Annotated in this window: 25 protein-coding genes and 2 pseudogenes; 14 read left to right on the top strand and 13 right to left on the bottom strand. The window is 70.5% G+C overall.

Annotated elements, in window-relative coordinates; translation table 11 throughout:
* Nucleotides 1-31: 31 nt before the first annotated feature.
* Entirely contained in the window at nt 32-691 is a 660-nt protein-coding gene (locus tag A4R44_RS35020) for a TetR/AcrR family transcriptional regulator (RefSeq protein WP_067590442.1), read from the top strand.
* Between the two features lies 1 nt (nt 692).
* On the opposite strand, the gene A4R44_RS35025 is transcribed toward A4R44_RS35020, so the two are convergent.
* The 4 genes from A4R44_RS35025 to A4R44_RS35040 are packed head-to-tail and all read right to left on the bottom strand — an operon-like array spanning nt 693 to nt 5,311.
* The gene (locus A4R44_RS35025; protein WP_067590445.1) at nt 693-1,778 is read right to left on the bottom strand and encodes an amidohydrolase family protein; all 1,086 of its coding nucleotides are present in this window, start codon (nt 1,776-1,778) and stop codon (nt 693-695) included.
* Nucleotides 1,779-1,796: 18 nt separating this feature from the next.
* Nucleotides 1,797-3,359: a bifunctional 3-(3-hydroxy-phenyl)propionate/3-hydroxycinnamic acid hydroxylase gene (locus A4R44_RS35030; RefSeq protein WP_067590447.1), complete on the bottom strand. Its 1,563-nt coding sequence runs from the start codon at nt 3,357-3,359 to the stop codon at nt 1,797-1,799.
* Between the two features lie 30 nt (nt 3,360-3,389).
* Complete coding sequence (locus A4R44_RS35035; protein WP_198545553.1) at nt 3,390-4,424, bottom strand: VOC family protein; 1,035 nt, start codon at nt 4,422-4,424, stop codon at nt 3,390-3,392.
* On the bottom strand, nt 4,421-5,311 hold the full coding sequence (locus A4R44_RS35040) for an alpha/beta fold hydrolase (protein ID WP_232791909.1): 891 nt from the start codon (nt 5,309-5,311) through the stop codon (nt 4,421-4,423). The genes A4R44_RS35035 and A4R44_RS35040 overlap by 4 nt, the downstream gene beginning before the upstream one ends.
* A 173-nt stretch (nt 5,312-5,484) precedes the next feature.
* Between A4R44_RS35040 and A4R44_RS35045 the strand changes: the two genes are divergently transcribed.
* The 9 genes and pseudogenes from A4R44_RS35045 (at nt 5,485) to A4R44_RS48475 (ending at nt 12,075) form a co-directional block, all read left to right on the top strand.
* Nucleotides 5,485-6,096, top strand: coding sequence for a TetR/AcrR family transcriptional regulator (locus tag A4R44_RS35045; protein WP_067590450.1), 612 nt, complete (start codon nt 5,485-5,487; stop codon nt 6,094-6,096).
* Between the two features lie 25 nt (nt 6,097-6,121).
* Nucleotides 6,122-7,093 carry an amidohydrolase family protein gene (locus A4R44_RS35050; protein WP_067590453.1) on the top strand — a complete coding sequence of 324 codons (972 nt, stop codon included), beginning with the start codon at nt 6,122-6,124 and terminating at the stop codon, nt 7,091-7,093.
* An 87-nt stretch (nt 7,094-7,180) separates the two neighbouring features.
* Complete coding sequence (locus A4R44_RS35055) at nt 7,181-7,693, top strand: SDR family NAD(P)-dependent oxidoreductase (protein WP_067590457.1); 513 nt, start codon at nt 7,181-7,183, stop codon at nt 7,691-7,693.
* Nucleotides 7,694-7,720: 27 nt separating this feature from the next.
* Nucleotides 7,721-7,960: a hypothetical protein gene (locus tag A4R44_RS49485; RefSeq protein ID WP_163069793.1), complete on the top strand. Its 240-nt coding sequence runs from the start codon at nt 7,721-7,723 to the stop codon at nt 7,958-7,960.
* Nucleotides 7,932-8,207 (top strand): annotated as a pseudogene (locus A4R44_RS52740) (amidase family protein); the annotation flags it as partial. The gene A4R44_RS49485 and the pseudogene A4R44_RS52740, both read left to right, overlap by 29 nt.
* Entirely contained in the window at nt 8,164-8,889 is a 726-nt protein-coding gene (locus A4R44_RS35060; RefSeq protein ID WP_255366207.1) for an amidase family protein, read from the top strand. The pseudogene A4R44_RS52740 and the gene A4R44_RS35060, both read left to right, overlap by 44 nt.
* 11 nt (nt 8,890-8,900) lie before the next feature.
* Nucleotides 8,901-9,260, top strand: a complete 360-nt coding sequence (locus A4R44_RS35065) for an HPF/RaiA family ribosome-associated protein (RefSeq protein ID WP_067590463.1) — start codon at nt 8,901-8,903, stop codon at nt 9,258-9,260.
* A 1,649-nt stretch (nt 9,261-10,909) separates the two neighbouring features.
* Nucleotides 10,910-11,677, top strand: a complete 768-nt coding sequence (locus A4R44_RS35070) for a GAF and ANTAR domain-containing protein (RefSeq protein ID WP_067590466.1) — start codon at nt 10,910-10,912, stop codon at nt 11,675-11,677.
* Between the two features lie 176 nt (nt 11,678-11,853).
* Nucleotides 11,854-12,075: a hypothetical protein gene (locus tag A4R44_RS48475; RefSeq protein ID WP_157905069.1), complete on the top strand. Its 222-nt coding sequence runs from the start codon at nt 11,854-11,856 to the stop codon at nt 12,073-12,075.
* A gap of 208 nt (nt 12,076-12,283) precedes the next feature.
* Here A4R44_RS48475 and A4R44_RS35075 read toward each other — a convergent pair whose 3' ends face one another.
* The gene (locus A4R44_RS35075; protein ID WP_067590469.1) at nt 12,284-12,958 is read right to left on the bottom strand and encodes a fasciclin domain-containing protein; all 675 of its coding nucleotides are present in this window, start codon (nt 12,956-12,958) and stop codon (nt 12,284-12,286) included.
* A gap of 99 nt (nt 12,959-13,057) precedes the next feature.
* Nucleotides 13,058-14,620 carry a molybdopterin-dependent oxidoreductase gene (locus tag A4R44_RS35080; protein ID WP_067590472.1) on the bottom strand — a complete coding sequence of 521 codons (1,563 nt, stop codon included), beginning with the start codon at nt 14,618-14,620 and terminating at the stop codon, nt 13,058-13,060.
* A gap of 150 nt (nt 14,621-14,770) precedes the next feature.
* On the opposite strand from A4R44_RS35080, the gene A4R44_RS35085 reads away from it, so the two are divergent.
* The 3 genes and pseudogenes from A4R44_RS35085 to A4R44_RS52750 all read left to right on the top strand — a co-directional run bounded on the left by A4R44_RS35085 (nt 14,771) and on the right by A4R44_RS52750 (nt 16,927).
* Nucleotides 14,771-15,373 carry a sigma-70 family RNA polymerase sigma factor gene (locus A4R44_RS35085; protein ID WP_067590475.1) on the top strand — a complete coding sequence of 201 codons (603 nt, stop codon included), beginning with the start codon at nt 14,771-14,773 and terminating at the stop codon, nt 15,371-15,373.
* A pseudogene (locus A4R44_RS52745) lies at nt 15,370-15,996 on the top strand (anti-sigma factor domain-containing protein); the annotation flags it as partial. The gene A4R44_RS35085 and the pseudogene A4R44_RS52745, both read left to right, overlap by 4 nt.
* 544 nt (nt 15,997-16,540) lie before the next feature.
* Nucleotides 16,541-16,927: a sigma factor-like helix-turn-helix DNA-binding protein gene (locus A4R44_RS52750; RefSeq protein WP_369806007.1), complete on the top strand. Its 387-nt coding sequence runs from the start codon at nt 16,541-16,543 to the stop codon at nt 16,925-16,927.
* 76 nt (nt 16,928-17,003) lie between these two features.
* Here the strand turns inward: A4R44_RS52750 and A4R44_RS35095 are convergent, their stop codons facing one another.
* Nucleotides 17,004-18,002 carry a ferritin-like domain-containing protein gene (locus tag A4R44_RS35095; protein ID WP_067590478.1) on the bottom strand — a complete coding sequence of 333 codons (999 nt, stop codon included), beginning with the start codon at nt 18,000-18,002 and terminating at the stop codon, nt 17,004-17,006.
* A 544-nt stretch (nt 18,003-18,546) separates the two neighbouring features.
* On the opposite strand from A4R44_RS35095, the gene A4R44_RS35100 reads away from it, so the two are divergent.
* Nucleotides 18,547-19,599 carry an acyl-CoA desaturase gene (locus tag A4R44_RS35100; protein ID WP_067590481.1) on the top strand — a complete coding sequence of 351 codons (1,053 nt, stop codon included), beginning with the start codon at nt 18,547-18,549 and terminating at the stop codon, nt 19,597-19,599.
* Nucleotides 19,600-20,393: 794 nt separating this feature from the next.
* Here the strand turns inward: A4R44_RS35100 and A4R44_RS48480 are convergent.
* The 6 genes from A4R44_RS48480 to A4R44_RS51110 all read right to left on the bottom strand — a co-directional run.
* A complete protein-coding gene (locus A4R44_RS48480) occupies nt 20,394-20,555 on the bottom strand; it encodes a hypothetical protein (protein ID WP_157905070.1) in 162 nt (53 codons plus the stop codon).
* A 424-nt stretch (nt 20,556-20,979) separates the two neighbouring features.
* The gene (locus A4R44_RS35105) at nt 20,980-22,131 is read right to left on the bottom strand and encodes an epoxide hydrolase family protein (RefSeq protein ID WP_067590884.1); all 1,152 of its coding nucleotides are present in this window, start codon (nt 22,129-22,131) and stop codon (nt 20,980-20,982) included.
* 320 nt (nt 22,132-22,451) lie between these two features.
* Nucleotides 22,452-23,228 (bottom strand): GAF and ANTAR domain-containing protein, encoded by a 777-nt coding sequence (locus tag A4R44_RS35110; protein WP_067590484.1) that lies wholly within the window; start codon nt 23,226-23,228, stop codon nt 22,452-22,454.
* Between the two features lie 25 nt (nt 23,229-23,253).
* Nucleotides 23,254-23,985, bottom strand: coding sequence for a GAF and ANTAR domain-containing protein (locus tag A4R44_RS35115; RefSeq protein WP_232791911.1), 732 nt, complete (start codon nt 23,983-23,985; stop codon nt 23,254-23,256).
* Nucleotides 23,986-24,011: 26 nt separating this feature from the next.
* On the bottom strand, nt 24,012-24,524 hold the full coding sequence (locus A4R44_RS35120) for an ANTAR domain-containing protein (protein WP_232791912.1): 513 nt from the start codon (nt 24,522-24,524) through the stop codon (nt 24,012-24,014).
* Between the two features lie 205 nt (nt 24,525-24,729).
* Nucleotides 24,730-25,060: AI-2E family transporter (locus tag A4R44_RS51110; protein WP_232791913.1), on the bottom strand; the 331-nt coding region annotated here is incomplete at its 5' end.

Here is a 25,060-nt window from a genome sequence, read left to right on the forward strand (position 1 = left end):
TCGGGGGAGCGGCGGAGATAGGGTGAGCGACATGGCGACGACCGGCGCGAGCCTGGAAACCCCGAAGCGCATGACCCGCCGGCGTGCGGAAACGAGGCGGCGAGTCATGGCCGCCGCCTACGAGGTGTTCGCCGAGACGGGCATCCGGGACGCTCCCGTCGAGCTGATCTGCGATCGTGCCGGTTTCACCCGCGGTGCCTTCTACTCGAACTTCGCCAGCAAGGAAGAACTGTTCCTCGCGATCTACGAGGTGGAGATGCGGGAACGCGCCGAGCGGCTGCGCGGCGCCGTCGAAGAGGCGGTCGACCGGGCCGCGAGCGGTCCCGTCGACGAGGTGCTGCGGGAAGCCGGTCTGCTGTTCATGGAATCCCTCGCGGCGGACGAGACGTGGTACCTGCTCAACGCCGAGTTCCGCGCCCAGGCGCTCCGCCAGCCGGACCTGCGCGCGCCGGCCGCGGCCGCCGAACGCCGCTTCCACGAGGCCCTCGCCGACATCTTGCGGAACCTGCTCGACCGGCTGGACATGCGGCTGACCGTCGATCCGCGCAGTGCGGTCGTCACAGTCGTGGCGCTGTACGAGACCATGCTCGAACGCGCGATTCTCGACGAACTCCCCGACAAGGCCGACAGCCGCTATCTGACCGACGTGCTCCCTCGGCTGTTGACGGCGCTGACGACCGCGGGCCGGTGACTCAGGACCCGACGGCTTGCGCGAGCCGGGGCAGTTCGCGCAAGCCGTTGGCGCGCTCGATCTGAAGCCGATCGCTGGCGGAAAAAGTCTGGTCGAGTTCGGGTTGCGGATCTCCGGAACCGGTCAGGGTCAACTGGGAGAACGGCCAGTCGCTGCCGAAGACGACGCGGGATTGCTGTCCGGCCGCGAGCACGCTGCGCATATCCGTTGCCGCCGGACTCAATGCGGTGTCGTAGAAGAAAGTCTTGACCAGTTCGGCGACGTCGAACGCCGACGGCCGCGGCACGCCGGGCGGGAACACATCGGCGGCCCCGGTTTTCGAGAGCACGCCCAAGCGATAGGTCAGGAAGGGGACAGTGCCGCCGGCGTGCGCGAGCTGGAACCTGATGCGGGGATACCGTCGCATCGTTCCGGAGTACATCAGCATCGTCGCGGCGCGGGTGGTGTCGAAGGTGAACTCGTAGAGGAAGTCCGGGAGGGGCAGTTCCGGTTTCGAGTCCCGGGACACGGACGCGGGATGGACGAAAACGTACGCCTGGTGCCGGTCGAGAGCGGCCATCAGCGGTTCGAATCGGGGGTCGCCGAGATATACGCCGTCGTACGAGGACAGCAATACGACGCCGTCCAGCTTCAACACGGTCAGCGCGTATTCGAGTTCGGCGATCGACGCTGCCACGTCAGGCAGGGGCAGGACCGCGAAGCCGCCGAAGCGAGTCGGATGGGACTTGAACAAGCCCGCGGCGTAGGTGTTGCAGTACCGGGCCATGTCACGAGCTTCCGCGCCGCGGAGGAACGACACTCCGGGGTCCGAAATGGACAGTGCTTGGGCGGCGATCCCGTAGCGGTCCATGAATTCCAGCGCCGACTCCGGCGACCAATCGGGGGTGGGGTAGCCGCCGATGGTGAAATAGCCGTGGCTCAGCAAGGAAGCCCGGTACTCGGGCGGCAGGAAGTGCGCGTGCAGATCAATCCGATAGGTGCCGGAAGGAGCCCCGATCGCTCGGGCGGCCGCCGTGCCGAACAAACCGGCACCGGCCAGGGCGGCGGCACCGCTGACCGCGCGGCGACGGGTGAACTTTCGGTTCATGGAGGTGATCCTTCCCGGTCAGGACAGCAGGCGATCAGCGTCGAGCGGCCGGAGCCCGGCGGGTGGCGGGGAGAGCGCGGCGGTGGCGTCTGCGGCGGCATAGACGAAGCCGTCTGGCCGCAGGGCCACGGTGTGCGCCCCGTACGTCCGCATCCAGGCGAGCAGCGTGCCGTCGATGTCGACCACCGCTTCGTTTTCCGGCGGTGCTCCGGGAGGCAGAACTGTCAGGCGAACGGCTGCGGTCCAGGCCGTATCCGGGAGGGCGGTGCGGGTGCTCAGCACGGTCCAATTCCCGGCGAGGACGTCGTCGAGCCTGCTGCGGGCACCGTCGCTGTCGAGCACCCACGGCTGGGGCACCTTGTGGCCGACGGCGGGGTTGCCGCTCCCGAGGAACCCGCGCGGGTAGCGCGCAGCGGGCACCCAGGACAGCTTGACGAGGAGTCGCCGGACCGGCGACAGCCGAGCCAGCGAACGCACCAGCGTGTCGCGGATCCGGCAGAGCGGGCGACGGCGTTCGGTGATGAGCCGCCCCACGAGCACAGCGCGGCGCGTCACCTCGCGCACCTGCGGTTTGCGCTCAGTCTCGTAGGAGTCCAGCACGATCTCGGGCAGTTCGCCGCGGAGGACGGCGGCGAGCTTCCAGCACAGGTTGGCCGCGTCGCGCACCCCGGCGGCCATGCCCTGGCCGATCCACGGCGGCATGGCATGAGCCGCGTCGCCGGCGAGGAAGACGCGGCCGACGCGCCAGCGGGCGGCGGCGCGGACGTGGTGGCTGTAGACCACCGCCCGCAGCACGGTCACCTCGTCGCGGGTGATGCCTTGGCGGCCCAGCAGGTGCCACACGGCCGCGTCGGTGACGAGTTCGGTTTCGTCCTCGCCGGGAAGGACGGGGAATTCCCAGCGGTGGTGCCCCAGCGGCGTGGGACAGTCCACTGCGGGGCGGAGTGGGTCGCAGTGGAAGCGCAGCCGGTCGTGACCGGGCCACTCGCGCTTGACTTCGGTGTCGATGACCACCCAGCGGGTCTCGTAGGTGCGGCCGTCGAAACCGATGCCGAGCTGGCCGCGGGTGGGGCTGGAACCGCCGTCCGCGGCGACGACCCAGGAGGCGCGCACTCGCTTGAGCTGCTCGCCGCCGTCCTCGGCCAGCAGCAGTTCGGTGCCGCCGGTGTCTTGGCGCACGCGCAGGCATTCGTGGGCCAGCAGCAGGTCGACGTTCGGGAACCTCGTGACGCCCTTGCGCAGTGTGGCTTCCAGGACCGGTTGGTAGATGAACAACTGAGGCGGGTAGCCGTGGCCAGCGGGGTCGAAGGAAGCGGACAGGAACGACCGTCCCCGGTGATCGACGAAGTCGATCGGCAGCCCGGCCAGCATGTCTCGCTGCAGCTCTTCCGCCAGACCGGCCTGTTGCCAGATACGCAGGACCTCCTCGTCGGTGGAAATGGCGCGGGCCCGGGTGTAGACCTCGGCGTCGCGTTCGACGACGACCACCTTCAAGCCCTGTGCGCCGAGCAGGTTGGCGGCAGTGACCCCGGTGGGCCCGTACCCGATGACGGCGACGTCGTAGTGGGGGATCTCAGACACTTCCCGGTGCCTCCTTGGCTGAGACGGATGTCAGCGGTGGGAACCCAACGCGGTGGCGGACAGCGCCGGGACGGTGTCCTCCTGCTCGTGCAGCGACCGGACCGCGGCTTGGAAACGCGACATGAGGACGGCGACACTGGCACCGACCGCGGTGTGCCCCCAGAGCGAAATGCCTTGGTAGGTAGTCGGTTCCCAGGTCTGCTCCCGTTCGGGAGTGACGACGACCGGGTTCCAGCCGACCTCGAGTTCGAATCCCGACGGGGTGACGCAGTAGTAGGACAGCTCCCGGTCGTTGGTGTGCTGGCCGACCGACCAGGCCATGGCGAAGCCGAGTTCGGTGACCCGGTGAAAGCTGGCCAGGAGGTCTTCGAGGGTGGCGATCTCGATGTTGACGTGCTGCACGGAGGTGCGGACCGGGTCGAGTGCCAGTCCGGCGACGTTGGCGAGCGCGATGGAATGGTGGCGCTGCCCGCTGCGCAGGAACCGGATGTTCAGCTTCGCCGGGCCGATGCGTTCGACGATCCGGTCCGACAGGCGCAGGTCCAGCAGGTTGTTCCAGTAGGTGTGCAGCTGCTCGGGCCGGGTGGTGGTGATCGCCAGGTGTCCCATGCCGGAGCGGCCGGTGACGAACGCGGTGTTGCGCATCCGCAACGGCGCGGCGGTGGTGCGGACGCGGGTGAAGATCTCGGTGGCGATGCCTTTCGGGCCGGGGAATCGCCATAGCCGTTCGACCCCGCGCAGAGCGGCCTCCTCCGGGGAGCCTTCAGCGACGGGAAGTCCTGCGGCGGCGACCCGTCCCAGTACGACCTCGAAGGTCTCGTGGTCGTCGATTTCCCAGCCCGCGGCGATGACGTCCTCGGCGGGGCCGCGTTGGACGAGGAATCGGCATTCGCGGTCGTCGAGACGGAAACGCAGGGTGTCGCGGGTGAGTTCGTCGATGTGCAAGCCGATCGCGTCGGCCCCGAAGCGGTTCCAGTCGGTCAGCCGCCGCGACTCGACGACGAGGTACCCCAGTCGCGCGGCGCCGAAGACGTCCGGGCGGATTCCGGTATCCGCAATGCTCACCTGACCTCCCCGAGCCAGTCGAGCAGCAACCGGTTGAACCGGTGCGCCTGCTCGTATTGCGCCCAGTGGCCGGTGCGGGCGAACAGATGCAGGTCGCAGTGCGGCATGGTGCGCGCCAGCCACGGTCCGCCGGACGGCCGGTTGACCCTGTCGTGGGCGCCCCACACGACCAGCGTGGGCGTCTGGCAGCGCGCGAGCCGGTCGCGGTCGCGGGTGAAGTCCATGCGCCACAACGTGCGCAGCGCTCCGCGTCCGGAGGGGCGGCGCAGGGGCGGATTCGCCACCACCTCCGGATCGATGCTGGCCTGATAGCGCAGTTCGATCAGTTCTTCCGGCACTTCGGACGCGTCGAAGACGAGGTGCTCGCGAATGAACGAGGCCAGCTTCGCCCGGGACGGGCCCTCGCCGCCGTAGTACCCCAGCAGCGCGTTCAGCCCCTTGGTCGGGGGCCGGCGGGTCGTGCCGATGCCGCCGGGCCCCATCAGCACGAGCGTCTCCACTCTGTCCGGCCGATCGAGCGCCAGCCGCAGCGCCGCCGCCCCGCCGTAGGAGTTGCCCACCACGTGCGCCTTCTCCACGTCCAGCGCATCGAGCAAGCCGCGCACGAAGATCGCGAGGTCGCCGAACGGGTCGGTATGGTCCAGTTCCTTCGACGACCGCCCGTATCCGGGCATGTCCGGAACCAGCACCCGGTGCCCGGCCGCCGCGAGCGCGTCGGCGTTGCGGGCGTAGTTGGACGCGCCGGTCGCGCCCGGGCCACCGCCGTGGAGCAGGACCACCGGCGTCGCATTCGCCGGGTTCGCCGCGGCGGTGATCTCGGTGAGGAAGATGTCGCGGGCACCGGCCAGGACGGTGCGCTCAGTGCGTCGCACCGCGCTTGCGGGCACAGCGGACGAGGGTGAGCCGGTCAACGGGGGCCTCCGCGTCGCGTCGGGAACAGTTCCTGTAGTCATCGCTACAATTGGATCGATCGCTACGGTAAGCCGCGTCGACGGCGTGGTCAACCCCTTCCTGTAGTGACCGATACGGTAAGGTGCGGTGAGCAGCATCGGAGGTGGGCATGAACGAACGAAGCACGCGACGCCGGCGAGCGAACGGCGAGGAGTCGCGACGCAAGATCCTCGACGCGACCGTCGAAGTGGCCGGGGAACGCGGCTACGAGGGCACCAGCATCGCCTTGGTGAGCAAGAAATGCGGGCTCCCGGCGAGTTCGATCTACTGGCATTTCAAGGACAAAGACGACCTGATCGCCGCGGTCATCGAGCGCAGTTTCGACAGCTGGCTCGCCGCGTTGTCCCTGCCGGAGGAAGACGGAACGCCGCTGGCGCGCGTGACCGGACTGGCTCAGCAGGTCGCGAAGGCGCTTCTCGACGCCCCGGATTTCTTGCGTCTCGGCCTCATGCTCACCCTCGAACGCCGCCCCGAAGAACCCAGCGCCCGGACGATGTTCCTGCAAGTGCGCGGAGTCGCGCATGAACGCGTCGCGGGCATGATCGCCGAATTCGTGCCCGAACTGGACTCCGCCTCCGTCGAACTGCTCACGACGTACGCCATGGCCGGCGCCGACGGACTGTTCGTCGCGAAGGAAATCGGCGGCGACGGCGTGGACCTGATGCGCTTGTTCGAGCTGCACGCCCAGGCGGTATTCGACCTCGCCGCCCGGCTTCGCTGATCCACCCCGAGAAAGGACGCCTCCGATGAGCCGTGCCCAGCGCATCGACACGCACCAGCACCTCGTGCCACCCCGCTACGCGAAATGGATGGGGGAGAAGGGAATCCGTCCCGGAGGGATCGACCTGCCGTCCTGGTCGCCTTCGGCCGCGCTGAAGTTCATGGACGGCCACGGAATCGCCGTCGGAATCCTGTCCCTCTCCACCCCCGGAGTCTACTTCGGAGACGTCCCGGAGGCCCGCCGCTGGGCGCGCGAGGTCAACGAGTATGCCGCCGAAGTCGTCGCCGACCGGCCAGACCGGTTCGGATTCTTCGCCACCCTCACCCTGCCCGACGTCGAAGGCGCACTCGCCGAAGCCGAATACGCCCTCGACACGCTGCACGCCGACGGAATCGTCCTGCTGGCCAACAACGACGGCCGTTATCTGGGCGACCCCGGATTCGAGCCGCTGCTGCAATTCCTCCACGAACGCCAAGCGACGGTATTCGTCCACCCAGGCGAGCTGCCCGGGCCGGAGGTGCCCGGAATCCCCACCTTCACCGCGGACTTCCTGCTCGACACCACGCGCACCGCGATCAGCCTGATCCTGTCGGGGTCGATGGAAAAATACCCGGGGATCAAGTTCATCCTCGCGCACGCGGGCGGGTTCGTGCCCTCCATTTCCTACCGCATCCTGCTCACGATGCTGAACACGAAGAACAAGGCGCAGCAAGCATGGGCGCTGCTCGACCAAAAGCACCAGGTTCCCAAGCAGCTCTCAGTCCTGCGGAAGTTTTACTACGACATCGCCCTTTCGGCGTCGCCTTCGGCCTTGCCGAGCCTGCTGGAGGTGGCGTCCCCGGACCACATCACCTACGGCAGCGACTTCCCGTTCGCTCCCGCGGTCGCCGTCGGTTTCCTGAACAAGACCTTCGAACGTTATCCCTTGGACGCCGGTCTGCGGGCGGCGATCGACCGGGGAAACTCGGAGAACCTATTCCCTCGCCTCAAAGGCTGACTGCGCCCGTAGCGCCCGCGTCGGTGGTGGTCGGGTGCCTGGCAAAGCAGTCCGGCCGGCAGACCCGGCGTTCCGATCAGGGCGGCGGTGGACGCCTTCGGCCGATTGGACTTCGCTCACAACAACGCGGGCACCTTTGCGCCCGGTCTCATTACTGGCCTGGACGAAGCCGAGTGGCACCGCGTCATCGCGGTGAACTTGACGGGTGTGTTCCTCTGCATGAAGTACGAACTCCCGCACCTGATCGAGTCGCGCGGCGCGATCGTCAACACGTCGTCGGTCTGGGGATTGATCGGGGGTGCGGGCCAGAGCGTGTACACGGCCAGCAAGCACGGCGTCGCGGGACTGACGCGCAGTGCTGCAGCGGAGTACGGGCCACAGGGCGTGCGCGTCAACGCCGTCGGTCCGGGGCCCATCCAGACCGGCATGGCCGCCAACGCTCCCGCGGACAAGATCGAAGCCGTCGTTTCCCGCACCACGATGGGTCGCGTCGCCGCGGCGAGCGAGGTGGGGGAGGCAGTGGCGTGGTTGTGTTCGTCCGGCTCGTCCTTCATCACCGGAACCGTGCTTCCGGTGGACGGCGGATGTCTCGCCAGTTGAGGTACCCGGACGAGGAAGGAACATGCCGTGACCGTCGCCGAGCCTACCTCGGAGGAAGTCCGCGAAGCCGCGTCCGGACTCGGCCCGCGGCTCTCCGAGGAAGAATGCCAGTCTTGCCTGACCCTGCCGAGCTGGAATCTTGAAGCCTGCAGAGCGTTGGGCGCAATGGTCGAACCGCGGCCCGAGAACCGCGGCGGAGATCGGAAATGGCCAATTCCGCTGGCGATCCGCTTAACGCGTGGCACGCCGGGAAAAGCGTTGTGCTGAAGGACACTATTCTCTTGGCCGAGTTTCCGCGACGGGTGGGTCATCGCCATTGCGCGATTTCGTGCCCGATGTCGACGCGACCGTGGTCACGCGACTCTTGGACGCCGGGGCGACGATCACCGGCAAAGCGCGCTGCGAGAACTTCAGTTTCTCCGGCGGCTCCCACACCAGTGAAAGAGGGCAGGTCCGGAACCCGCACAACCATGCGCACAGCGCCGGCGGTTCCTCGAACGGCTGCGGTGCATTGGTCGCGGCAAGGAGAAGCCGACGCGGCTGTGGGGTGCGACCAGGGCGGATCGATCCGGATGCCGGGCGCCTGCGGCATGAAACCGGCCCACGATCTCGGGCCCTGCACGGGAATCATGCCGATCGAGTCCGCCGCCGACTACGCGGGCCCGAGCACCGGCGCTGTCGAGGACAACGCCGTGCTTCTCGAAGTACTGGCCGGTTCAGACGGCCTGGACCCGCGCCAGCGGGAGGTGGCAGCCCACCAGCACACCGAGGCGCTGACTGGCGAGTGCCGCGGACTGCGCATCGGCGTGGTGGCCGGAGGGTTCGGCACTCCGGTGTCCGAATCGGACGTCGACGAGGCTGTCCGGGCCGCAGCGGGCACCCTGGCCGGCGAGCCGATCGCGGTGCCCGCGACGGAGCTGTCCGAGGCGTATTTCACGATGGCGCTCCTGTCCGGCCGGTCCGGGAGCGGATGCCTGCGGGGCGGGCCTTGTCCGGCAAGCCTACGCCGAAGGGGAGACAATCAACCGGAATCAGCCGGGTTTCCCGGTGCGGCGAACAAATCGGCGGAACGACAGCTGCGGCAGGAAACCGCCGCGGTCGCGTTCGGGGCCGGGAGTAGGCTGGCCGGAGGCGGTGAAGGCGATTCCGGCGAGCATGGCGCAGGCCGTGCTCCCGGATCCGCGGCCGCATTCTGAAGGGACCGCACATGCAGGTCGAGATCAGCACTGACAACAACGTCCCCGGCAGCGCCGAGCTGAACCGCTGGGCCGAGGAAGAACTCCGCGCCGCGCTGTCGCGGTTCAGCGACCACCTGACTCGGCTGGAAGCACACCTCAGCGACGAAGCCGCGGCCGGTGCCGGCGGGGTGGACCGCCGGTGTGTGCTGGAGGCCCGGCCTGAAGGAAAGCCCGCCGTCGTGGTCTCCCACAGCGCGGGCTCGGTGGACGAAGCGCTCCGCGGCGCGACGCGCAAACTGGAAGGCATTCTCGACCGTCAGCACGACCAGGCGGCACACCACAAGGGTGGCGACACCGTCCGATACGGACGGTCGGCGAACCAGGGCTGACCCGGTCCTGCGGGCAGTGCTGTTCCGCTGTCGCCGCGATCGGGGCAGGCGGGACGTCGCTGCGTTGCCGGTTGCCTCGCGGGTGCCGATCGCCCGGCAGCGCGACGCGCATCTCGATGACGGCCCGGCAGCGGACGAGGCTCTGGCCGAAGCGGCTCGCGGGCTTCCCGGCCCGAATCCCCGGATGTGGCGCGTGACCGTTCCGCGTCCTGATCACGAGCAATGCTGGCAAGATCCGGGAGCAGCCGAGCCGGTGCCGTCCCCAATCCTCGCGCGCCGCGTGGTCCCGATCGCTGCCGAAGCCAGGAGCGTCAGGGGCGGCTTCCTGAGCATCGCGGCCGTTGCGGTGAAGCGGCCTCCGCGGTCCGGATCGTGAAGCAGTGCGGACGCGGGTCCTGTTCCGGCCCGGCCGGGTGATGCGGAAGCCCATTCCGAGTCCGGCAGGGCAGCCCGCTGCCGGACGCGATGAAACGGGCGACGGCGTGCCCGGCCGGGCCGGAACGCGAGAAGACGGCCGCGCTGGACAGATCGGTCGAGCGGGGTCGCCCGGTCTGTCCACACGAGACGCATGCGCACGACGGCAGCAAGCCGTTTCCGCGCGGCGGGCGGTGGCTGCGCGGCCGGAAGTCCTGAACCGGCGAAGGGAGAGGGCTGCCTGCTCCACGACCCGGCCTTCGTGTCCCAGGGGAGATGGCAGGCGGGCCTCGCGCTCGGCGCACGGAAGTGCCCGTCCGCGCATGGGCCGACGGGATTCCTTGCCACGCAGGAGGAACTCACCGATCGCGTGCTGCTTGGCCTGCCCGTACGGGACCCGCGCGGCACCGTCGAGATCCGGGACCGGCATCCGAGCAGCTGCCCGCACCCGGAACGAAAAGCGTCGTGCGCGGGTCTCCCGGCCTGGGTTGGTGCCGCGGCATGTCCGGATGGCTGTCCGCGCCGACCTCGCGGCCCGCGATGGGCGGGCCGCATGCGGGCGGGAGCCGTAGGCTGGGTGCAGCGGCACGAGTCGAGCGTCGAGGAGGACCGATGGTAGAGAGCCGGCCTCAGCGAAGGCGGGCGCTGCTGGCTGCCGCCCGCCGTCCGGCCCGCGGCATCGGTGACTCTGGCGGATGAGCGGTGCGTGCGGGAGTTGTCGGTGCCCGGGGCTGGTGCGACCGTGCTGAGCGGGCTGACCGGCCGCCGAGCCCGGCTCGGCGGCAGGCGTTCGCCCGTTCGGCTTGCGAACGGGGCGCGACAGCTGTGTTCGCCTTCCGCTCGGACACGTCGGCCGCCGTTTTCGACGTCCTCGGTTCCCCCGGCATGCTCGCCGAACGGGCCGCGGATCCGCTGGGCGTCGACGCCGCCGGTCTCGTCCGATCGGATCAGCGAGGCGGGCACCGGCCTGATTTCGCCCCCGCGGCGGCGCACTGCTGGGGGGAGATCGACGATGCCAGCGTCGCGCCCGGCCCGGCCCACGTCGCGACCACCGGGATTCCGCGACGGCGCGCGATTCGGCGCCATGCGGCGGCCATGCTCGGCGTCGCGCGGCTATGCCCGTGCGCACCACGGCCGGTTGTCGCGACGTCGGTCGTTGATCCGCGCGAACTGCTCGCCGCCTCGCCGGACAGTTCCCGGCGGTGGCCCGGACCAGGACAGGAGGCACTACGTTCATGTCGCCCACCCCGAAATCGCCGAAGGAAGCCCTCGCCGGCCGGGAGCGGCGCGTGTCCCGCGCGTTCGTGAGTCTCGCTGACACCTTGGTCGCCGATTTCGACATCGCCGAATTCCTGAGCATGCTCGCCGAGCGGTGCGTCGACTTGCTCGACGTCTCGGCGGCCGGCGTGCTCCTGCTCGATCCCGCCGGCGGTCTGCGGGTCGTGGCCACCTCTTCGCACCGGGCTGAACTGCTGGAACTGTTCGCGGTGGAGACCGACGACGGCCCGTGTGTCGAATGCGCGCGCAGCGGATCTCCGGTGTCCTACGCGGACCTGCCCGCGTCGGCGCGGCGCTGGCCGAGGTTCGCCGCCGCGGCCGCGGAATGCGGATTCCGGGCCGCCCAGGCTCTTCCGATGCGGCTGCGGGAGCAGCCCGTCGGGGTCTTGACTCTTTTGAGCACCGCACCGGGCAGCGTGGAACAGGACGATGTCGAACTCGGGCAGGCGCTGGCGGACGTCGCCACCATCGGAATCCTGCAGCAGCGCATCATCGAACGCGGGGACCAGCTCACCGGGCAGTTGCAGACCGCCCTGCACAGCCGGGTGGTGATCGAACAGGCCAAGGGCGTGCTCGCCGAGCACAGCGGCGTCTCGATGGACAAAGCCTTCTCCCAGCTGCGCGGCTATTCCCGCGCGCGTAACCTCCGCCTGACCGACGTCGCTCGCGCCATTTCGACGGGTGCCATCGAACCTGCGGTGCTGGCGAAGTACTCGCATCGCTGACCGGCTCCGAGCAGGCTCCGGCGCAAGACGCCGGGTCACGGGCGGCATTTCGGGAAGGGGCGCGTCCGGTGCCGGCCCGTTTTCTGGTCGCAGCGCGTTTCCGGTGCCGGCTCGCGCTTTCGAAGATCCAGGCACAGGTCTGTGCCGATGCGGCGAATGCCCGGGCGAAGTTGCCCGTGCGACGTTCTGGCAGCGAGCGCCGCCGAGGCGGCGGGCTTGGTGTGCTGGGCGACACCCTCGCCTGGGCCGGCGGCGCGGGACCGGGCGGCTGGGGGATCCTCGCGGGAGTCGTCCTGGCGCAAGTGACTCCGGCGTCGTTGCCGGGCGGGCGGTGCCCGTGGCGATTCCGCGGCCCGCTGACCGTCCACAAAGAACACCAGCATTGGCGAAGTCCGTGAGGGGAAGCCTGAGGGGAATCAGATTCCCTCAGGGTTCCCCTCACGGACATCAGGCCGATGCGGGAATTCACGGCGGCTCTGCGGGTGGGTCAGCGACTCGCCCTCAGCCCGTCCCGAGTTCTGGCGCTGGGTCTGAACCCGGCATGGCACGAGCCCGGCGCGGCCCTCGGAGGCAGGCACGCCGGGCCCGTGGTCGCGGGCGGAGCGGTCAGTTCTTGTTGGTGCCCGGGGTGAGCACCTTGTCGATCACGAAGACGGTGGCGTTCTTGGTGGGGATGTTGCCGCAGAGGACCTTCGCGCCGTTGACGGTCATGTTGTCGCCGGTGCCTTCGACCTTGAGCGGTCCGCCTGCGGTGTTGAGCGAGGTGACGTCGCTCGCGGCGGCGAGGCCCTTGGCGTCGTAGCGCTTGCCCAGCACGTGGTATTGCAGGATCGGGGCGAGCTGGCTGGGGTTCTTGGCCAGTTCGCCGAACTTCGCGTCGCCGAGTGCCTGGAACGCGCTGTCGGCCGGGGCGAACACGGTGATCGCGGGCTGGCTGTTGAGGGTGTCGACGAGGTTGGTGGCCTTGACCGCGGCGACCAGTTTGGTCAGCAGGGGGTTGGTCGAGGCGGCGCTGGCGACCGGCTGCGGGCCCATCGAGTCGAGCGAGCCGGGGGCGTTGCCCTGCGGCAGCTTGGCACAGGCGGGGCCGAACACGTCGGCGTTGGTGGTCATCCCGTCGCCGGAGGCGCTGCTGGACATCGGCGCCGACGAGGACGACATGGGTGCGGGAGCGCTGGAGGAGCTGTTTCCCGAGGAGGCCTGGTCGGTGCCGCTGCACGCGGTGAGGACGAGCGCGGTGGCGGCGGTGAGGCCGATTCCGGCGATACGAAGGGTTTTCACGGGTGTTCTCCGTTCACGATGGACTGGGGCCGGGCGGCCGGTTCTCTGGGTATTCGGTGCTGCTCGCGATCTGGATGGGTGCGTTCGGAAAGAAATTCCTCAGGCGGCGATGAAAGTGGTCGAATGCCAGCCGGTGGCCCCGTCCGGCACGGTGCCGGCGCGCTGGTCGGTCTGGGTGTAGCCGGTTTTGTCGGTGGCGCGGACGAAAACCTGGTGGGTGCCGGGTTTCACGGCGATCTGCGTCCACCACATCCGCCACGTGTTCAGGTTGACCTCGGCCGAGAGCGTGACCGGTTGCCAGGCGCCGCTGTCGACGCGGACTTCGACCTTCTCGATGCCGTTGTGCTGCGCCCAGGCGATCCCGGCGAGACGGACCGCGCCGGCCGGGACGGTGGCGAATCCCTTCGGGGTGTCGATCCGCGATTCGGTTTTGATCGGGGCCTGTTCGCCCCAGCCGCGTTTGAGCCAGTACGCCTGCCGGGCTTTCCAGGTGGTCACCTCGATGTCCACGACCCATTTCGTCGCGGATACGTAGCCGTAGAGCCCGGGCGTGACCAGTCTCGCGGGAAAGCCGTGTTCCAGCGGAAGCGGTTCCCGGTTCATGCCGATCGCCAGCATCGCCCCGCGGCCGCGGTCGAGCGCGGCGGCGACCGGGGTGCCGGAGGTCCAGCCGTCGACGCTGGTGCAGAACAGCTGCTGCGCACCCGGGCGCACCCCGGCTTCGGCGAGCAGGTCGGCGAGGTCGACGCCGATGAAGTCCGATGTGGACACATAGTCGCCGCCGACCTCGTTGGACACGCAGGTCATCGTGATCGTGCGTTCGACGAGCGGCCGGTTGCGGATGTCGGCGTACGTGTAGGTCCGTTCCTTGCCGACCATGCCGTGGATGCGCAGGCTCCAGTCTTCGGTGCGGACCTGCGGCACCGACAATGCCGTGTCCACGCGGTAGAAGTTCGGGTTCGGCGTGAGGAACGACGGGGTGCCGAGTTTGGCGAAGTCGGCGTCGGCCGGGATGGCCGGCGCGGCGGTGGCGGGCATCAGTTTTCCCACGGCCGCGCGGGAAGCGGTCGCGTCGCGGGTGCCGCTGATCAACTGGCCGACACCGCCCAGCGCACCGGCTCCGACCACGATCCCGGCTCCGCCGAGCAGGAAGGAACGGCGAGACGAACCGGCCGATGCGTGCTTCGAGGCGTCCTGTTTGCGCGGAGCGAGCCGGTGCAGCAGAACGAATGCCGCCACGCCGACCACGAGGCTGGCCAGCGGAGCGAGCAATGCCACGGCGGACAGATCCGGCCGCGCGTACACGGCGATCCCGCCCACCACGCCGAACAGCGCGATGATCGCGACCCCTGGCCGGGGCGAGCGCGCCGAGAGCATGCCGGCTGCCGCCGAGGCGACGGCCATCACCGCGGCCATCCCGCTGAGCAGCACCAGTTTGTCGTAGGTGCCGAACGTGCGGACCGCGAAGTCCTTCAGCCGCACCGGGGTGAGGTCGATCGCGCCGTTGCCGACCGCGAGGTAGGGGGAGGCGTTGATGCTGACGAACGACGCCACCAGGTGCCCCGCGGCCAGCGCGGCGAGCAGCGCGAGGACCCCGCACCACGCCGCGGACGGCAGGCGCAGCCGTGATGGTGCCGGGCGGGAGACTTCGGTGGCGGTCATACCGGTGCTTCGGAGCCGGACGCCCGGGGGATGGGTGAGCCGGGCAATCCGCACCTGGCGAGACCAATCCGGCCCGGGCGTGGCGGCGAATCCCTTCCCGCAGCCGTGCGCGGCGAACTCAGGCGCACCTCGCCAACCGGAAGGAGTCGCATGGGAAGCCATCCCGGAATCCTCCGGAACGAGGCGGCAGTGCCGCGCGCCGTGGCGGTGGACTCGCCCGAGATGCTGCTCGGCCGGGTCGCACTGGGCGACGAGCGCGCGTTCAGCCAGGTGTACGAAGCCCTCGCCGGTCCCGTGCTGGGAACGGCGACGCGAGTGCTGCGCAATCGCGCGCTGGCCGAGGAAGTCGCCCAGGAAACCCTGCTGGAAATCTGGCGCAAGGCCGCCACGTTCACGCCGGGCAGAGGGAACCTTCAGTCCTGGGCGCTGACGATCGCGCACCGCAGGGCGATCGACCGTGTCCGGTCCGAAGAGGCCGCGTCCGCCCGGGAGACCCGCGCTTGGCGGATGGATCCGCGCCGAGGCCTCGACCACGTCGCCGACCAGGCCACGCTCGGGTGCGAGTGCGTGGAGGTCCGTGCCGCGCTGAGGGTGCTGATCGCCCTGCAGCGCCGTGCTGTCGAACTCGCCTATTTCGACGGCTTCACCTGCCGAGAGGTCGCCGAACGCCTCGAAGTTCCGGTCAGCACCGCGAAATCCCGGATACAGGACGGGCTGGTCCGCTTGCGCGACGCATGGGGAGGACCAGCATGACCGCGGCCGACATCCACCTGCTGACCGGCGCCTACGCGCTCGACGCGGTGACCGGGATCGAGCGCGAGCGGTTCGAACGGCATCTGCGGGAGTGCGCCGTCTGCGCCCAGGAAGTCGAGGAGCTGCGCGAAGTCGCGGCCCGGCTCGCGGTGGCTGCCGACGCCCGGCCGGAACCGGGGCTGCGGACCGCCGTGCTGGCCCGGGTCGCGCTCACCCGCCAAGACCGGCCCGGTGCGGCGGAGCCGGTCGTCCGCAGGCGGTGGCGGGGCAGGGCCGCGATGGCGTTCGCCGCCGCGGCCGCGGTCGCCGGGGCGCTGGCCGGCGGCGTCGCCCTCGGCGAGCGGACGGCCGGCGGAGGATCGATCGCCCTGGAACAAAGCCAGGTCCAGCAGGCCCCGGACGCGGTCACCGTGACCGGGCGCGGGCCGACGGGCGCCACCGCGGCCGTCGCGGTCTCGCGGTCGCTGGCGAAGGTGTCCGTTTCGCTGGACGGCGTTCCCGCGCTCGACGCCCGGCACGCCTACCAGGTGTGGCTGATCGGGCCGCGCGGGCCGCAGTCGGCCGGGCTGCTGCGCCCCGGCGCCGGGCCGGGTTCGCTCGTCGGCGCGCTCCCGGCGGACACCGACCGGATCGCCGTCACCACCGANCCGAGCCGGTCACCGGTTCGCCCCAGCCGACCACTCCGGGCGTCATCCGTCTCGACCTGGCCTGACCGCGGTTCGCGTCCAGCCATGCCGCTTCGCCGGGTTTACGATCGAGCGGCCAGGGCATCCAGGCGATACGTCCCTCCAGACCCCGGGGCCCGATTCCAGTTCCCCGAGGGGGCGGTCATGACCGCAGTCGACCACATCGCGGCACCGCCGGATCCGTTGTTCCTCGAACGGGCCGCGACCACTTTCGTCAAGGCCGCCGACGCCGGGCTGATCGACGCCGACGAGCTGATCTGGCTGCTCGGCCGCCTTCGGCCGCCTTCGGCCGGCGGCGCTGCCCGAGGGCGGGAACCGGTGACCGCCTGCCCGCGGGACGCCTGCCTGCCGTCCTGGCTCGACGGCGAACCCGCGGTCGGCGAACGGATGCTGGCTCTGGCGCATCGGGTCGCGCAGCAGGCCGTTGGACAGTCCCGCCGCGGGCGCGTCCGAGCCCGGGCGAGCGTGGTTTTCGCACTGTGTGCAGCGGGCACGTCGTCTCGGTCGACAGACCCGGGCAGCCGGGACACGCGCGCCGAGGTGCTGGCCGCGTTGCGGGCCACGCTCGCCTCGCGNGGCCGCGTGGGGGGCCCCGCTCGCCTCGGGAGCCGATCCCGTACGGCTGGAATCGGCCGTACGGGACGCGGTCCTGCTCGACGAGCTGGCGCTGCTGCCGCCCCGGCAGCGCTATGCGCTGTGGGCGACGGCGTTGCGGCACCGGAGCGTCGCCGAGGTCGCCGCCGCGACGGGCTGGACTCCGGCCCAGGTCGCCCGGCTGGTCCGGGCCGCGCTGCGGACTGTCACGGCACAAGCGCGGTCCGGTCCCGCGCCCGGCCGGCCCCTCCCCGTCGCGTCCAGCTCGGCTTGACTCGCTCAGCAGCCCCGGGCGGGACGCCCGCGAAGGCCCGCACCGGAGGGAGCGGCCTTCGCGAGACGTGCTCGGCTCAGCCGTTGGCGGCGCTGGTGTTCACCGCGCCGTTGACGCCCTTGGGGAAGAATCCGCCGGAGGTCGCGGCCTTGGGGGTCAGGTAGACGATGTTGAGGACCTGTCCGGGGCTGCGGCTGTAGGCGATGCCGTTCGCGTCGGTGGGCACGATGTTCGCGTTGCCGTGGCTGTCGATCACGCCCTGGTCGTCGTCGGCCGGTCCGTCGAGGCTGTCGCGCGCGTCGGACAGCTTGACCGATGCCTTGCGCGGGTCGGTGCTGAACAGGCCGCTGCCGAGCAGCCCGCTGCCGCGCTGGTAGAGCGCGCTGCGGATGGTTCCGGCGTGGTAGGCCTCCACGGCCAGGATCCCGGCCGCCGCTTCGAGATAGGTTTTGTTGGTGATCAGCGGGGCGGCTCCCTTGTAGGCGGTCACGCCGACGTCCTCGAACAGGAACGCCGCGAGGAGGAAATTCTCCTCGCAGGCGAAGGCGTCGAAGGAGTGCCCCTTTTTCACGATTCCCGCGGCTTGTGCGGCGGCGGTGAAACTGGACTGCAGGTCGATCGCCGGCCGGCTGACCGCGGCCGAACCGAGCGCGGTCCGCAGGAATTGGACGTGCGCTTTCTCGTCGCCGGCGATTTCCTGCGCGTACTGCCGCGCGGCCCGGGTTTCGAACCGCACCGCCCGTCCGCCGGTCACGCCGCCGCGGGCGCCGGTGCCGGTGGTCATCGAGTCGGCCAGCCCCCGCCCGGTCACGGCGTGCAGATAGAACTCGGCTTCGAGGTATTCCAGGTTGAGCGCGAAGTTGAGCACCGCGCCGTCGCTCACCTCGCCGGAGTCTCGCGCGACCGGGGCGGCGCCGCGGACGGCGGCCGCGGCGGGGTTCGTGAGGCCGCCGAGCCCGAGAGCGCCGGCCACGCCGAGCCCGGTCATGCCGGCGGCTTGCAGGAAATTGCGTCGGTCCTGAGAATTTTCCGCGCTCCGGGCGATCATCGAGGCGGCATAACGGGTGCCAAACACGGGCGATCTCCTTCCCGCCCGGCGCGAACGCCGGACGTGCCCGCACGGACAGCCGCCCGCGCGGGTATGGCCTTCGTGGACTGTCCTGCTTCGTCGCCGGGAGCGGTTTGGACGGGTCAGTCCCCCGATCGGGGGTACGGCCGCGGAAATCGGGAAGAAATCCGCTCCAGGGCACGGCACCGACGGGATACGGAGAGCGATGAGTACATTGTGGACTATGACGCGGCCGCTGGTCGCGGTGCGGATCTTGAGCGGAGAGCGGTCTCNAGGCGACGCGAGCCGGCCCGCTCGCATACGCGGGATTTCGGGTACCGCCGAGCCCGCTTCGCGGGATCTTGCGGGCTGGGCAGAGTCCGGGGCGGAAGTCCGAGCGGCGCGGTTCCCCGCCGGCACCGGGATGCCGGCCGGCGCACCGAGCTTGTGCGCGGCGTTCGCCGCCGGGCCCTCGGGCCCGGCCTTGTTTGGGGGCGCGGCAGGGCGGGAATTCGCGCAGCACAACCGGTCGCCCCAGCCCCCGGCGCCACCGAACTCGGGAAGGACTCCCATGGTCACATCGCCGGTGACTCCGCCGACCAAGATCGGCGCCGAGACCACCGCGTCGCGCAATGAATTCGGCGCTCTCGTCCGGCTCGTGCGGGACGAGGGCCTGCTGGAGCGGCGTTATGGGTACTATGCGGTGAAAATCGCTCTCACCGCGCTCGCGCTGGCCGCCGGGTGCCTGGTGTTCGCCCTGCTGGGCGATTCGTGGTGGCAGCTGATCACCGCGGTGTTCTTCGCGGCGATGTTCACCCAGATCGCGTTCCTCGGCCATGACGCCGGGCACAACCAGATCTTCCGGACCGGACCGGCCAACGACCGCCTCGGCCGGGTGCTCGGCGGGGTCGTCGGGATCAGCTACGGCTGGTGGATGGGCAAGCACACCCGCCACCACGCCAACCCCAACCACGAGGACGAGGACCCGGACCTCGACATCCCGTTGCTCGCGTTCACCCGCGGGCAGTCGCGCGAGCGCAGCGGGCTCGTGCGCTGGACGGCCAAGCGCCAGGCGGCGCTGTTCTTTCCGCTGCTGCTGCTGGAAGGGCTGAACCTGCACTGGGCCGGCGTCGAAGCCGCGTGGCGCGGGGAAATCGCGGCGCGCCGGACGGAAGCGGTTCTGCTGCTCGTGCATGCCGCCGGGTACCTCGCCGCGGTGTTCGTGGTGCTGTCCCCGCCGGTGGCGATCGCGTTCATCGCCGTCCATCAGGGACTGTGGGGGGTGTACATGGGCTGCTCGTTCGCGCCCGGGCACAAGGGCATGCCCACTTACGTCCGGGAGACCAGGCCGGACTTCCTGACCCGGCAGGTCCTCACCAGCCGCAACGTCCGCGGCGGCCGCGGTGTCGATTTCGCCCTCGGCGGCCTGAACTACCAGATCGAGCACCACCTGTTTCCCGGCATGCCGCGTGCCAACCTTCGCCGCGCGCAACCTCTGGTCCGCGCGTTCTGCACCGAGCGCGGCATCGAGTACGCCGAGTGCGGCCTGCTCACGACCTACCGCCACGTGCTCAAGCACCTGCACGACGTAAGCGCCCCGCTCCGCGCGAAGGGCGCCGCCTGAGCCGGGTCCGCGCCGCAGTCCGGACCCACGGAGGGCGTTCCGGTGAAGATCGCCATGGTGTCCGGGTGCGACACTTGCGGGCCGGCCCGCCGAGCGTTGAGCTGCTGCCGCACCCGGGGAATTCGGCAGCCGGTTGCGCGCGGCGAAGGGGTGCCGCGGCGGCCAGCTCACGCGCACTTCTGGACGGGCTCGCCGCGCCGCTGGCCGCGAACGAGCACAGGGATCCCGTCCCGCACCCTCGGCGTCGTACAGCGGCGATGCCCGGGCCCGCCGCATCGGATCAGGCTGGAGCGGATGATCGGCCGCCAGGCCTATCGGGTCGTCACGGCCTGCTCGGAGGAGATGTCCGGACTGGTTCGCCAGGGCGTGCCGGCAGCGGATGACGGTCGTGCCGGCAGCGGATGACGGTCGTGCCGTCCGGAGTGGACTTGAGTCCGTTCAGGGCCGCTGGTCCCGGGAAAGTCCGGGAGACGCCCGGGCACCGCGGTCGGGGAACCGCTTGCCGTCGCGATGCGCGGCCTGGCCGGGAATTCGCGGCGCACCGCTGCCGTTCCGGCGGAATCGAGGCGGAGTGTCCTCTGGAACGGGCCCTGGCGATTGTCCGGACCGGCGCGCCAGCGAGGCTGCCCGTTCTCGCGGCACGCACGCCGGGCCGTCGAACCGCGCCGGTCTCTCCGGCACTGGGCGGCGGCGACGTTTCGACGACGCTCCGGCGGCTATCCCCGTGGGGACGGAGGTGCTGGTCGATCCTCGGGCAAGAGCGGTCACCGGTGCTTGCTTGCGGGCACGGGGTTTCAGGTCAGCAGAGTGAGGATGGTCCCGGCCGCCTCCAGCACCTCCGTCACCGGTTTCCGCGTCGCCAACAGGACAGGCAGCCCCGGATCCTCGTCGAAACCCTCGTGCACGGTCCACGCCGCTGCGGGGCCGCCCCGCGGTCGCTCGCCGATTTCGGTCATGCCGAGGACTGGGATCCCAGCACGGAGCGCCGCATCCCCGACGACAGCGGCCGGGCCAGGGTGAGCTTGTCCCGGCCCAACACCGCCGGCGTCAGCGCCGAGCTGACCTGCACGTTCGAGCACTAGGGATCGCGTCGTGCGGGTGGGGCGCAACGCACCACCACCTCGACCGAGACCATCGAAGCGACGCCCGGCGGTCCGGGCTCGAACAGCACTTGCCCGAACGAGTTCGAGTTCGCCGGAACGGCCGAGGCGACCTTCGAGAAGCTCGGCGACGACGCCGGGAGCCAGCTGACGAAGCGCTCGAATCTGGGCCGGGACTTCTGACTGTGCGGCGCGGTCCGGGCGGCGGAGGCGCTCGTTTCCGCCGCTTCGTTTCGTGCTCGCGAGGACAGGAAGCCCTTGCCTGCCGGGCGGGTCGGCGTCAGTGCCGGAGCTGCCGGAAGAAGGCGCGGATGTCGCCGACGAACAGGTCGGGAACCTCGAACGCGGGGAAGTGCCCGCCTTCGGGGTGGTCCCGGAAGAAGACCGCTTGGCCGGCAGCGCCGAGGACCTTGCGGACGAGCGGGTCGCTGTGGAACAGGGACTGGCCCTGGGGCACCGGAGAGGATCCGCCCCAGCCGGTGTTCTCGGCGTGGGCCAGTTCCCAGTAGAAGTCGGCCGCCGCGGGCCCGGTCCGGGTGAACCAGTAGAGGCTCGCGGTGAGCAGGATGTTCTCGCGGCTGATCGGCGTCGCGGGATGGGCCCACTCGGCGAGCTTTTCGGCGATCCAGGCCAGCTGCAGGATCGGGGAATCGGCCAGACCCGCGGACAAGGCGTTGGGCTCGGTCGAATGCAGCACCCGGTAGCCCTTCATCTGCGACCAGCGTCGTCGCGCCGCCTCGAGTTCGCCGCGTTCGGCGGTGCTCAGGCCCTCCGGGACCGGGAGATCCTCGCCGGCCATGCCGAGCTGGAGCCGGTCGCCGTGGGTGTGGGCGCCGATCACCCGGTCGGGCAGCAGCGCCGCCACCCGGCTGGTCACCCCGGCTCCGAGATCGCCTCCCTCGACGCCGAAGCGCTCGTACCCCAGGCGGGTCATCAGCTCCCCGAACGCCAGCGCGGTCCGCTCCAGATTCCAGCCGCGCGCCGAGAGCGGGCTCGAGAAAACGAAACCGGGCAGCGAGGGGATGACGAGATGGAAGGCGTCGGCCGGGTCGCCGCCGTGGGCGCGCGGATCGGTCAGCGGCCCGCTCACCCCGAGGAACTCCGCGAACGAGGTGGGATAGCTGTGGTTGAGCAACAGGGGAGTGGCGTCGGGTTCGGGCGAACGCAGATGCAGGAAATGGATGGTCTGCCCGTCGATCTCGGTGACGAACTGCGGGAAAGTGTTCAGCTCGGCCTCGTGCGCCCGCCAATCGAATTCGCCGGCCCAGCAGGCGGCCAGTTCGCGGAGCCAGCCGGACGGGATGCCCCGGTCCCACTGCGATCCGGCGCCCGGCACCGGGTGCGGAGATCGGGTGCGGGCCAGGCGATCGCGCAGATCGTCGAGTTCGGCCTGCGGAATGCGGATCCGGAAGGGAGCGATGGCACTGTTCATGAAGATCAACCTAGAGTGCGTCCAGGTCAGATGCTGTCCTCGATCATCCGGTCAGGCGGTGTCCGCGGCCACAAGCTCCTCGGCGCACCCGGGGCGCAACGCGGTGAAGCAGACGTGGTGCCGGGCAGATCGGGAGGCTGCCGCTGCGCCGTCGCGAAGCAGCGGTATGAGCCCTCCGCACTGACATCGGAAAACCGCCCAGCAGAGGCAGGACTGCCCGCCGAGGACCGCTGCGGACGCCGGACGCGCGGACCGGTGTGCAGGACTGCCCGCCCTCCGCGGTCGTCGAATCCGCGGCAGGCGGAGAACCCTTCCGGCGATCAAGCCGGGGGAGAAGCCGGTTGGTCCTCGACGGGCCAGCTGCGGGTAGTGGCGAAGGCGGACGGGCGGAGGGTGCCGCCGGCGAGGTCGCGGGCGACCTCGGAGAGGCGCCGCTGATGGTGGTGGCTGTACTCGCGGAGCCGGGTGAACGCGTCGTGCATGTCGAAGGCGAGGTACTCGGCGAGGACGCCCTTGGCCTGTTCGATGACGGTGCGCTGCTGCAGGGTGGCTTCGAGCTGCTCGGCGACCAGCTCGCCGCGAGCCGCCGCGTGCTGGTGCAGGATTCCGATCGTCGCGACGTCGGCGAGGGCCTGGCCGATCTCGATCGTGTCCGGGTCGAGAGTGACGGGTTCGTGGTTGAGCAGCGTCAGCGCCCCGACGGTCTGGTCCCGCAGCCGCATCGGCACCGCGGAGGCGGCGCGGAACCCGGAACCGGCGGCCGCGAGCGAGAAGCGCGGCCAGCGGGTTTGGGCCCCGGCGGTGCGCAGGTCGGCGCAGGTGACCGGCTTCCCGGTGGCCACGCAGTCGAAACAGGGACCTTCGCGAGTCTGTGCGGTGAACAGCTCAAGCAGGTCGGCGCGTTCGGAGGAACCGGCGGCGGGCCGCCAGCCGCCGCGCTGGTCGGACAGGATGACCCCGGCCGCGTCGACGGCCAGGTGCTCGACACTGCGTTCGGCCAGCAGCGCCAGAAAATCCAGTACGTCGAAGTCGACGACAAGGGTGTCGGCGAGCGTGACGAAGGTGCGGGCCAGCCGCCGGTCTGCGGTCATGCTCATGCGTCGCGCCTTTCTCCGCTGGTCATCATGCGGGATCCTCCTCGGGCCGGAACCGTAATGTGCGGGTGACCACTTGCCCGGCGACGTCGGCCAGCGTCACGTCGTGGGCGAAGGCGTGGCCGCGCAGCCGCAGCAGCGCGGCGTCGGTGCTGACGCCGAGCTGGACTTGCACCATGCCCACGGCTTGGTACACCTCGGCATGGGAGTCGGCGAGCCAGCTCAGATCACTCGACGCGTGCCCGTCGAGCTGGTCGATCACCGTGGCGGTGGCCAGATCGGCGAGGACGAGCGCATCGGTGACCTGCGCCCGGGACAGCGGGCCGGGCCGGTCGCGGTAGAAGTCCAGCGAACCCAGCCGCACCACCCCGAGCTGTAAGGGGAACGAGAAGACCGCCGCCGCGCCCAGGCCGGTCGCGGCCGGCCCGAACGCCGGCCACCGCGTCGCGGCGGCCGCCAGATCGGGAACCAGGACCGGACCGCCGGCGACGAAGGCGTCCCGGCACGGTCCTTCCCCGACGGTCAGCTGCAGGTCTTCCAGCCCGGAGCTGACCGGATCGGTGGCATGCACCAAAGCACGGCGGTAATCGGCCGCCGCGCCGTTGGCGGAGGCGCTGAGCACTGTGGCCCCGGCTCCGGTCACCTTCAGTTCCGCGACCGCCAGCGCACAGATCCGGGACATCCGCCCGCCCTGGTCGGCATCGCCCTCGGACGCGAGCAGGTCGGCGAAGCGCTGCCGCCGGTCTTCCACCTCGACCACTCCCGTCGCACCCGCCGTCGTCGATCCTAGATCCCCTCGGGAGGGACCGCCTCGCCGGGCGCGGCAGCGCGGGAACCGCCGCCGGCCACCAGCCACCGGGCAACATCCACCAGCTGCGCGCCGACCAGCAACCCGGCCGCGGCGCCGATACCGAACCGCTCCGCCAAAATGCCCTTGGCCTGCCCGATCACGTCGCGGGTCAGCAGCACCTGCTGGTCGAGCCCGGCTTGCGGAACCGAATACAGGTAGAGGGCGCCCAGCGTGTCGTCACTCGTGGACAACGGGAACGACACCGTGCTGGCCGCTCCCGACGCGAACGCCGGCCACCGATCCGCTTCCGCGGCCAGATCGTCGACGAGCACGGTGTGGTGCTCCCACAACGCCGTCACGCCCGGTCCTTGCCGCGACTGCGCCTGGACCCGGTCGATCCGCGCGACCGGATCGCTGCTCGACGCATACGAGGTCACCGCACCGTCGCGGCTCAGCGACAGCACACCCGCGTGGTCGGCACCGGGCACGGTCTGCGTCGCGTCGGCCACGATCAGCTCCAGGACCCGGCCGGGCCCGCCCGCTCAGTTCTTGCGCCGCGTCGCCGAGCGCCTGGACCAGCCGCTGCTCCGGTTCCGTCGCCGGTTGTCCGGTCATCCTCGCACCGCGCGTCTCGCGCCGCCGGAACCGGGAACGTCCGGCACACCAGCGAGATCCCGGAGCGGGCGACACATTCGTCCACAGTAGACATCGGGTTCATTCGGGTTCGCCCTTCTCCTCGGGCTGGCCGGTGCCGGTGCGGGCGCTGCGGGGCCGCAGCGGGTCGATTCCGCCGGGGTCGAGCCGCGGATCGTGCAGCAGGGATCCGATCGCGGATTTGGCGACGGCGAGGATCGGCACGACGAGCAGGGCTCCGACGACGCCGGCGATCTCGAGACCGAGGGCGATGCCGACGACGACGGCGAGCGGGTGCAGCCGGACCGCTCGCCCGAGAAGGAACGGTTGCAGGACATGGCTTTCCAGTTGCATCACGGCGATGACGACGGCGAGCACGATGATCGCGGCGAGGAATCCGTTGGCGACGAGG

It is taken from the genome of Amycolatopsis sp. M39 (genome assembly GCF_001651785.1).
Classification (GTDB): domain Bacteria; phylum Actinomycetota; class Actinomycetes; order Mycobacteriales; family Pseudonocardiaceae; genus Amycolatopsis; species Amycolatopsis rubida.

What these genes read in the sequence shown, in the direction of transcription:
- A4R44_RS35020 (WP_067590442.1), top strand. Translation starts at nt 32, where the DNA reads ATGGCGACGACCGGCGCGAGCCTGGAAACCCCGAAGCGCATGACCCGC.
- A4R44_RS35025 (WP_067590445.1), bottom strand. Translation starts at nt 1,778, where the DNA reads ATGAACCGAAAGTTCACCCGTCGCCGCGCGGTCAGCGGTGCCGCCGCC.
- A4R44_RS35045 (WP_067590450.1), top strand. Translation starts at nt 5,485, where the DNA reads ATGAACGAACGAAGCACGCGACGCCGGCGAGCGAACGGCGAGGAGTCG.
- A4R44_RS35050 (WP_067590453.1), top strand. Translation starts at nt 6,122, where the DNA reads ATGAGCCGTGCCCAGCGCATCGACACGCACCAGCACCTCGTGCCACCC.
- A4R44_RS35060 (WP_255366207.1), top strand. Translation starts at nt 8,164, where the DNA reads ATGCGCACAGCGCCGGCGGTTCCTCGAACGGCTGCGGTGCATTGGTCG.
- A4R44_RS35065 (WP_067590463.1), top strand. Translation starts at nt 8,901, where the DNA reads ATGCAGGTCGAGATCAGCACTGACAACAACGTCCCCGGCAGCGCCGAG.
- A4R44_RS35070 (WP_067590466.1), top strand. Translation starts at nt 10,910, where the DNA reads ATGTCGCCCACCCCGAAATCGCCGAAGGAAGCCCTCGCCGGCCGGGAG.
- A4R44_RS35080 (WP_067590472.1), bottom strand. Translation starts at nt 14,620, where the DNA reads ATGACCGCCACCGAAGTCTCCCGCCCGGCACCATCACGGCTGCGCCTG.
- A4R44_RS35085 (WP_067590475.1), top strand. Translation starts at nt 14,771, where the DNA reads ATGGGAAGCCATCCCGGAATCCTCCGGAACGAGGCGGCAGTGCCGCGC.
- A4R44_RS35100 (WP_067590481.1), top strand. Translation starts at nt 18,547, where the DNA reads ATGGTCACATCGCCGGTGACTCCGCCGACCAAGATCGGCGCCGAGACC.
- A4R44_RS48480 (WP_157905070.1), bottom strand. Translation starts at nt 20,555, where the DNA reads ATGACCGAAATCGGCGAGCGACCGCGGGGCGGCCCCGCAGCGGCGTGG.
- A4R44_RS35105 (WP_067590884.1), bottom strand. Translation starts at nt 22,131, where the DNA reads ATGAACAGTGCCATCGCTCCCTTCCGGATCCGCATTCCGCAGGCCGAA.
- A4R44_RS35110 (WP_067590484.1), bottom strand. Translation starts at nt 23,228, where the DNA reads ATGAGCATGACCGCAGACCGGCGGCTGGCCCGCACCTTCGTCACGCTC.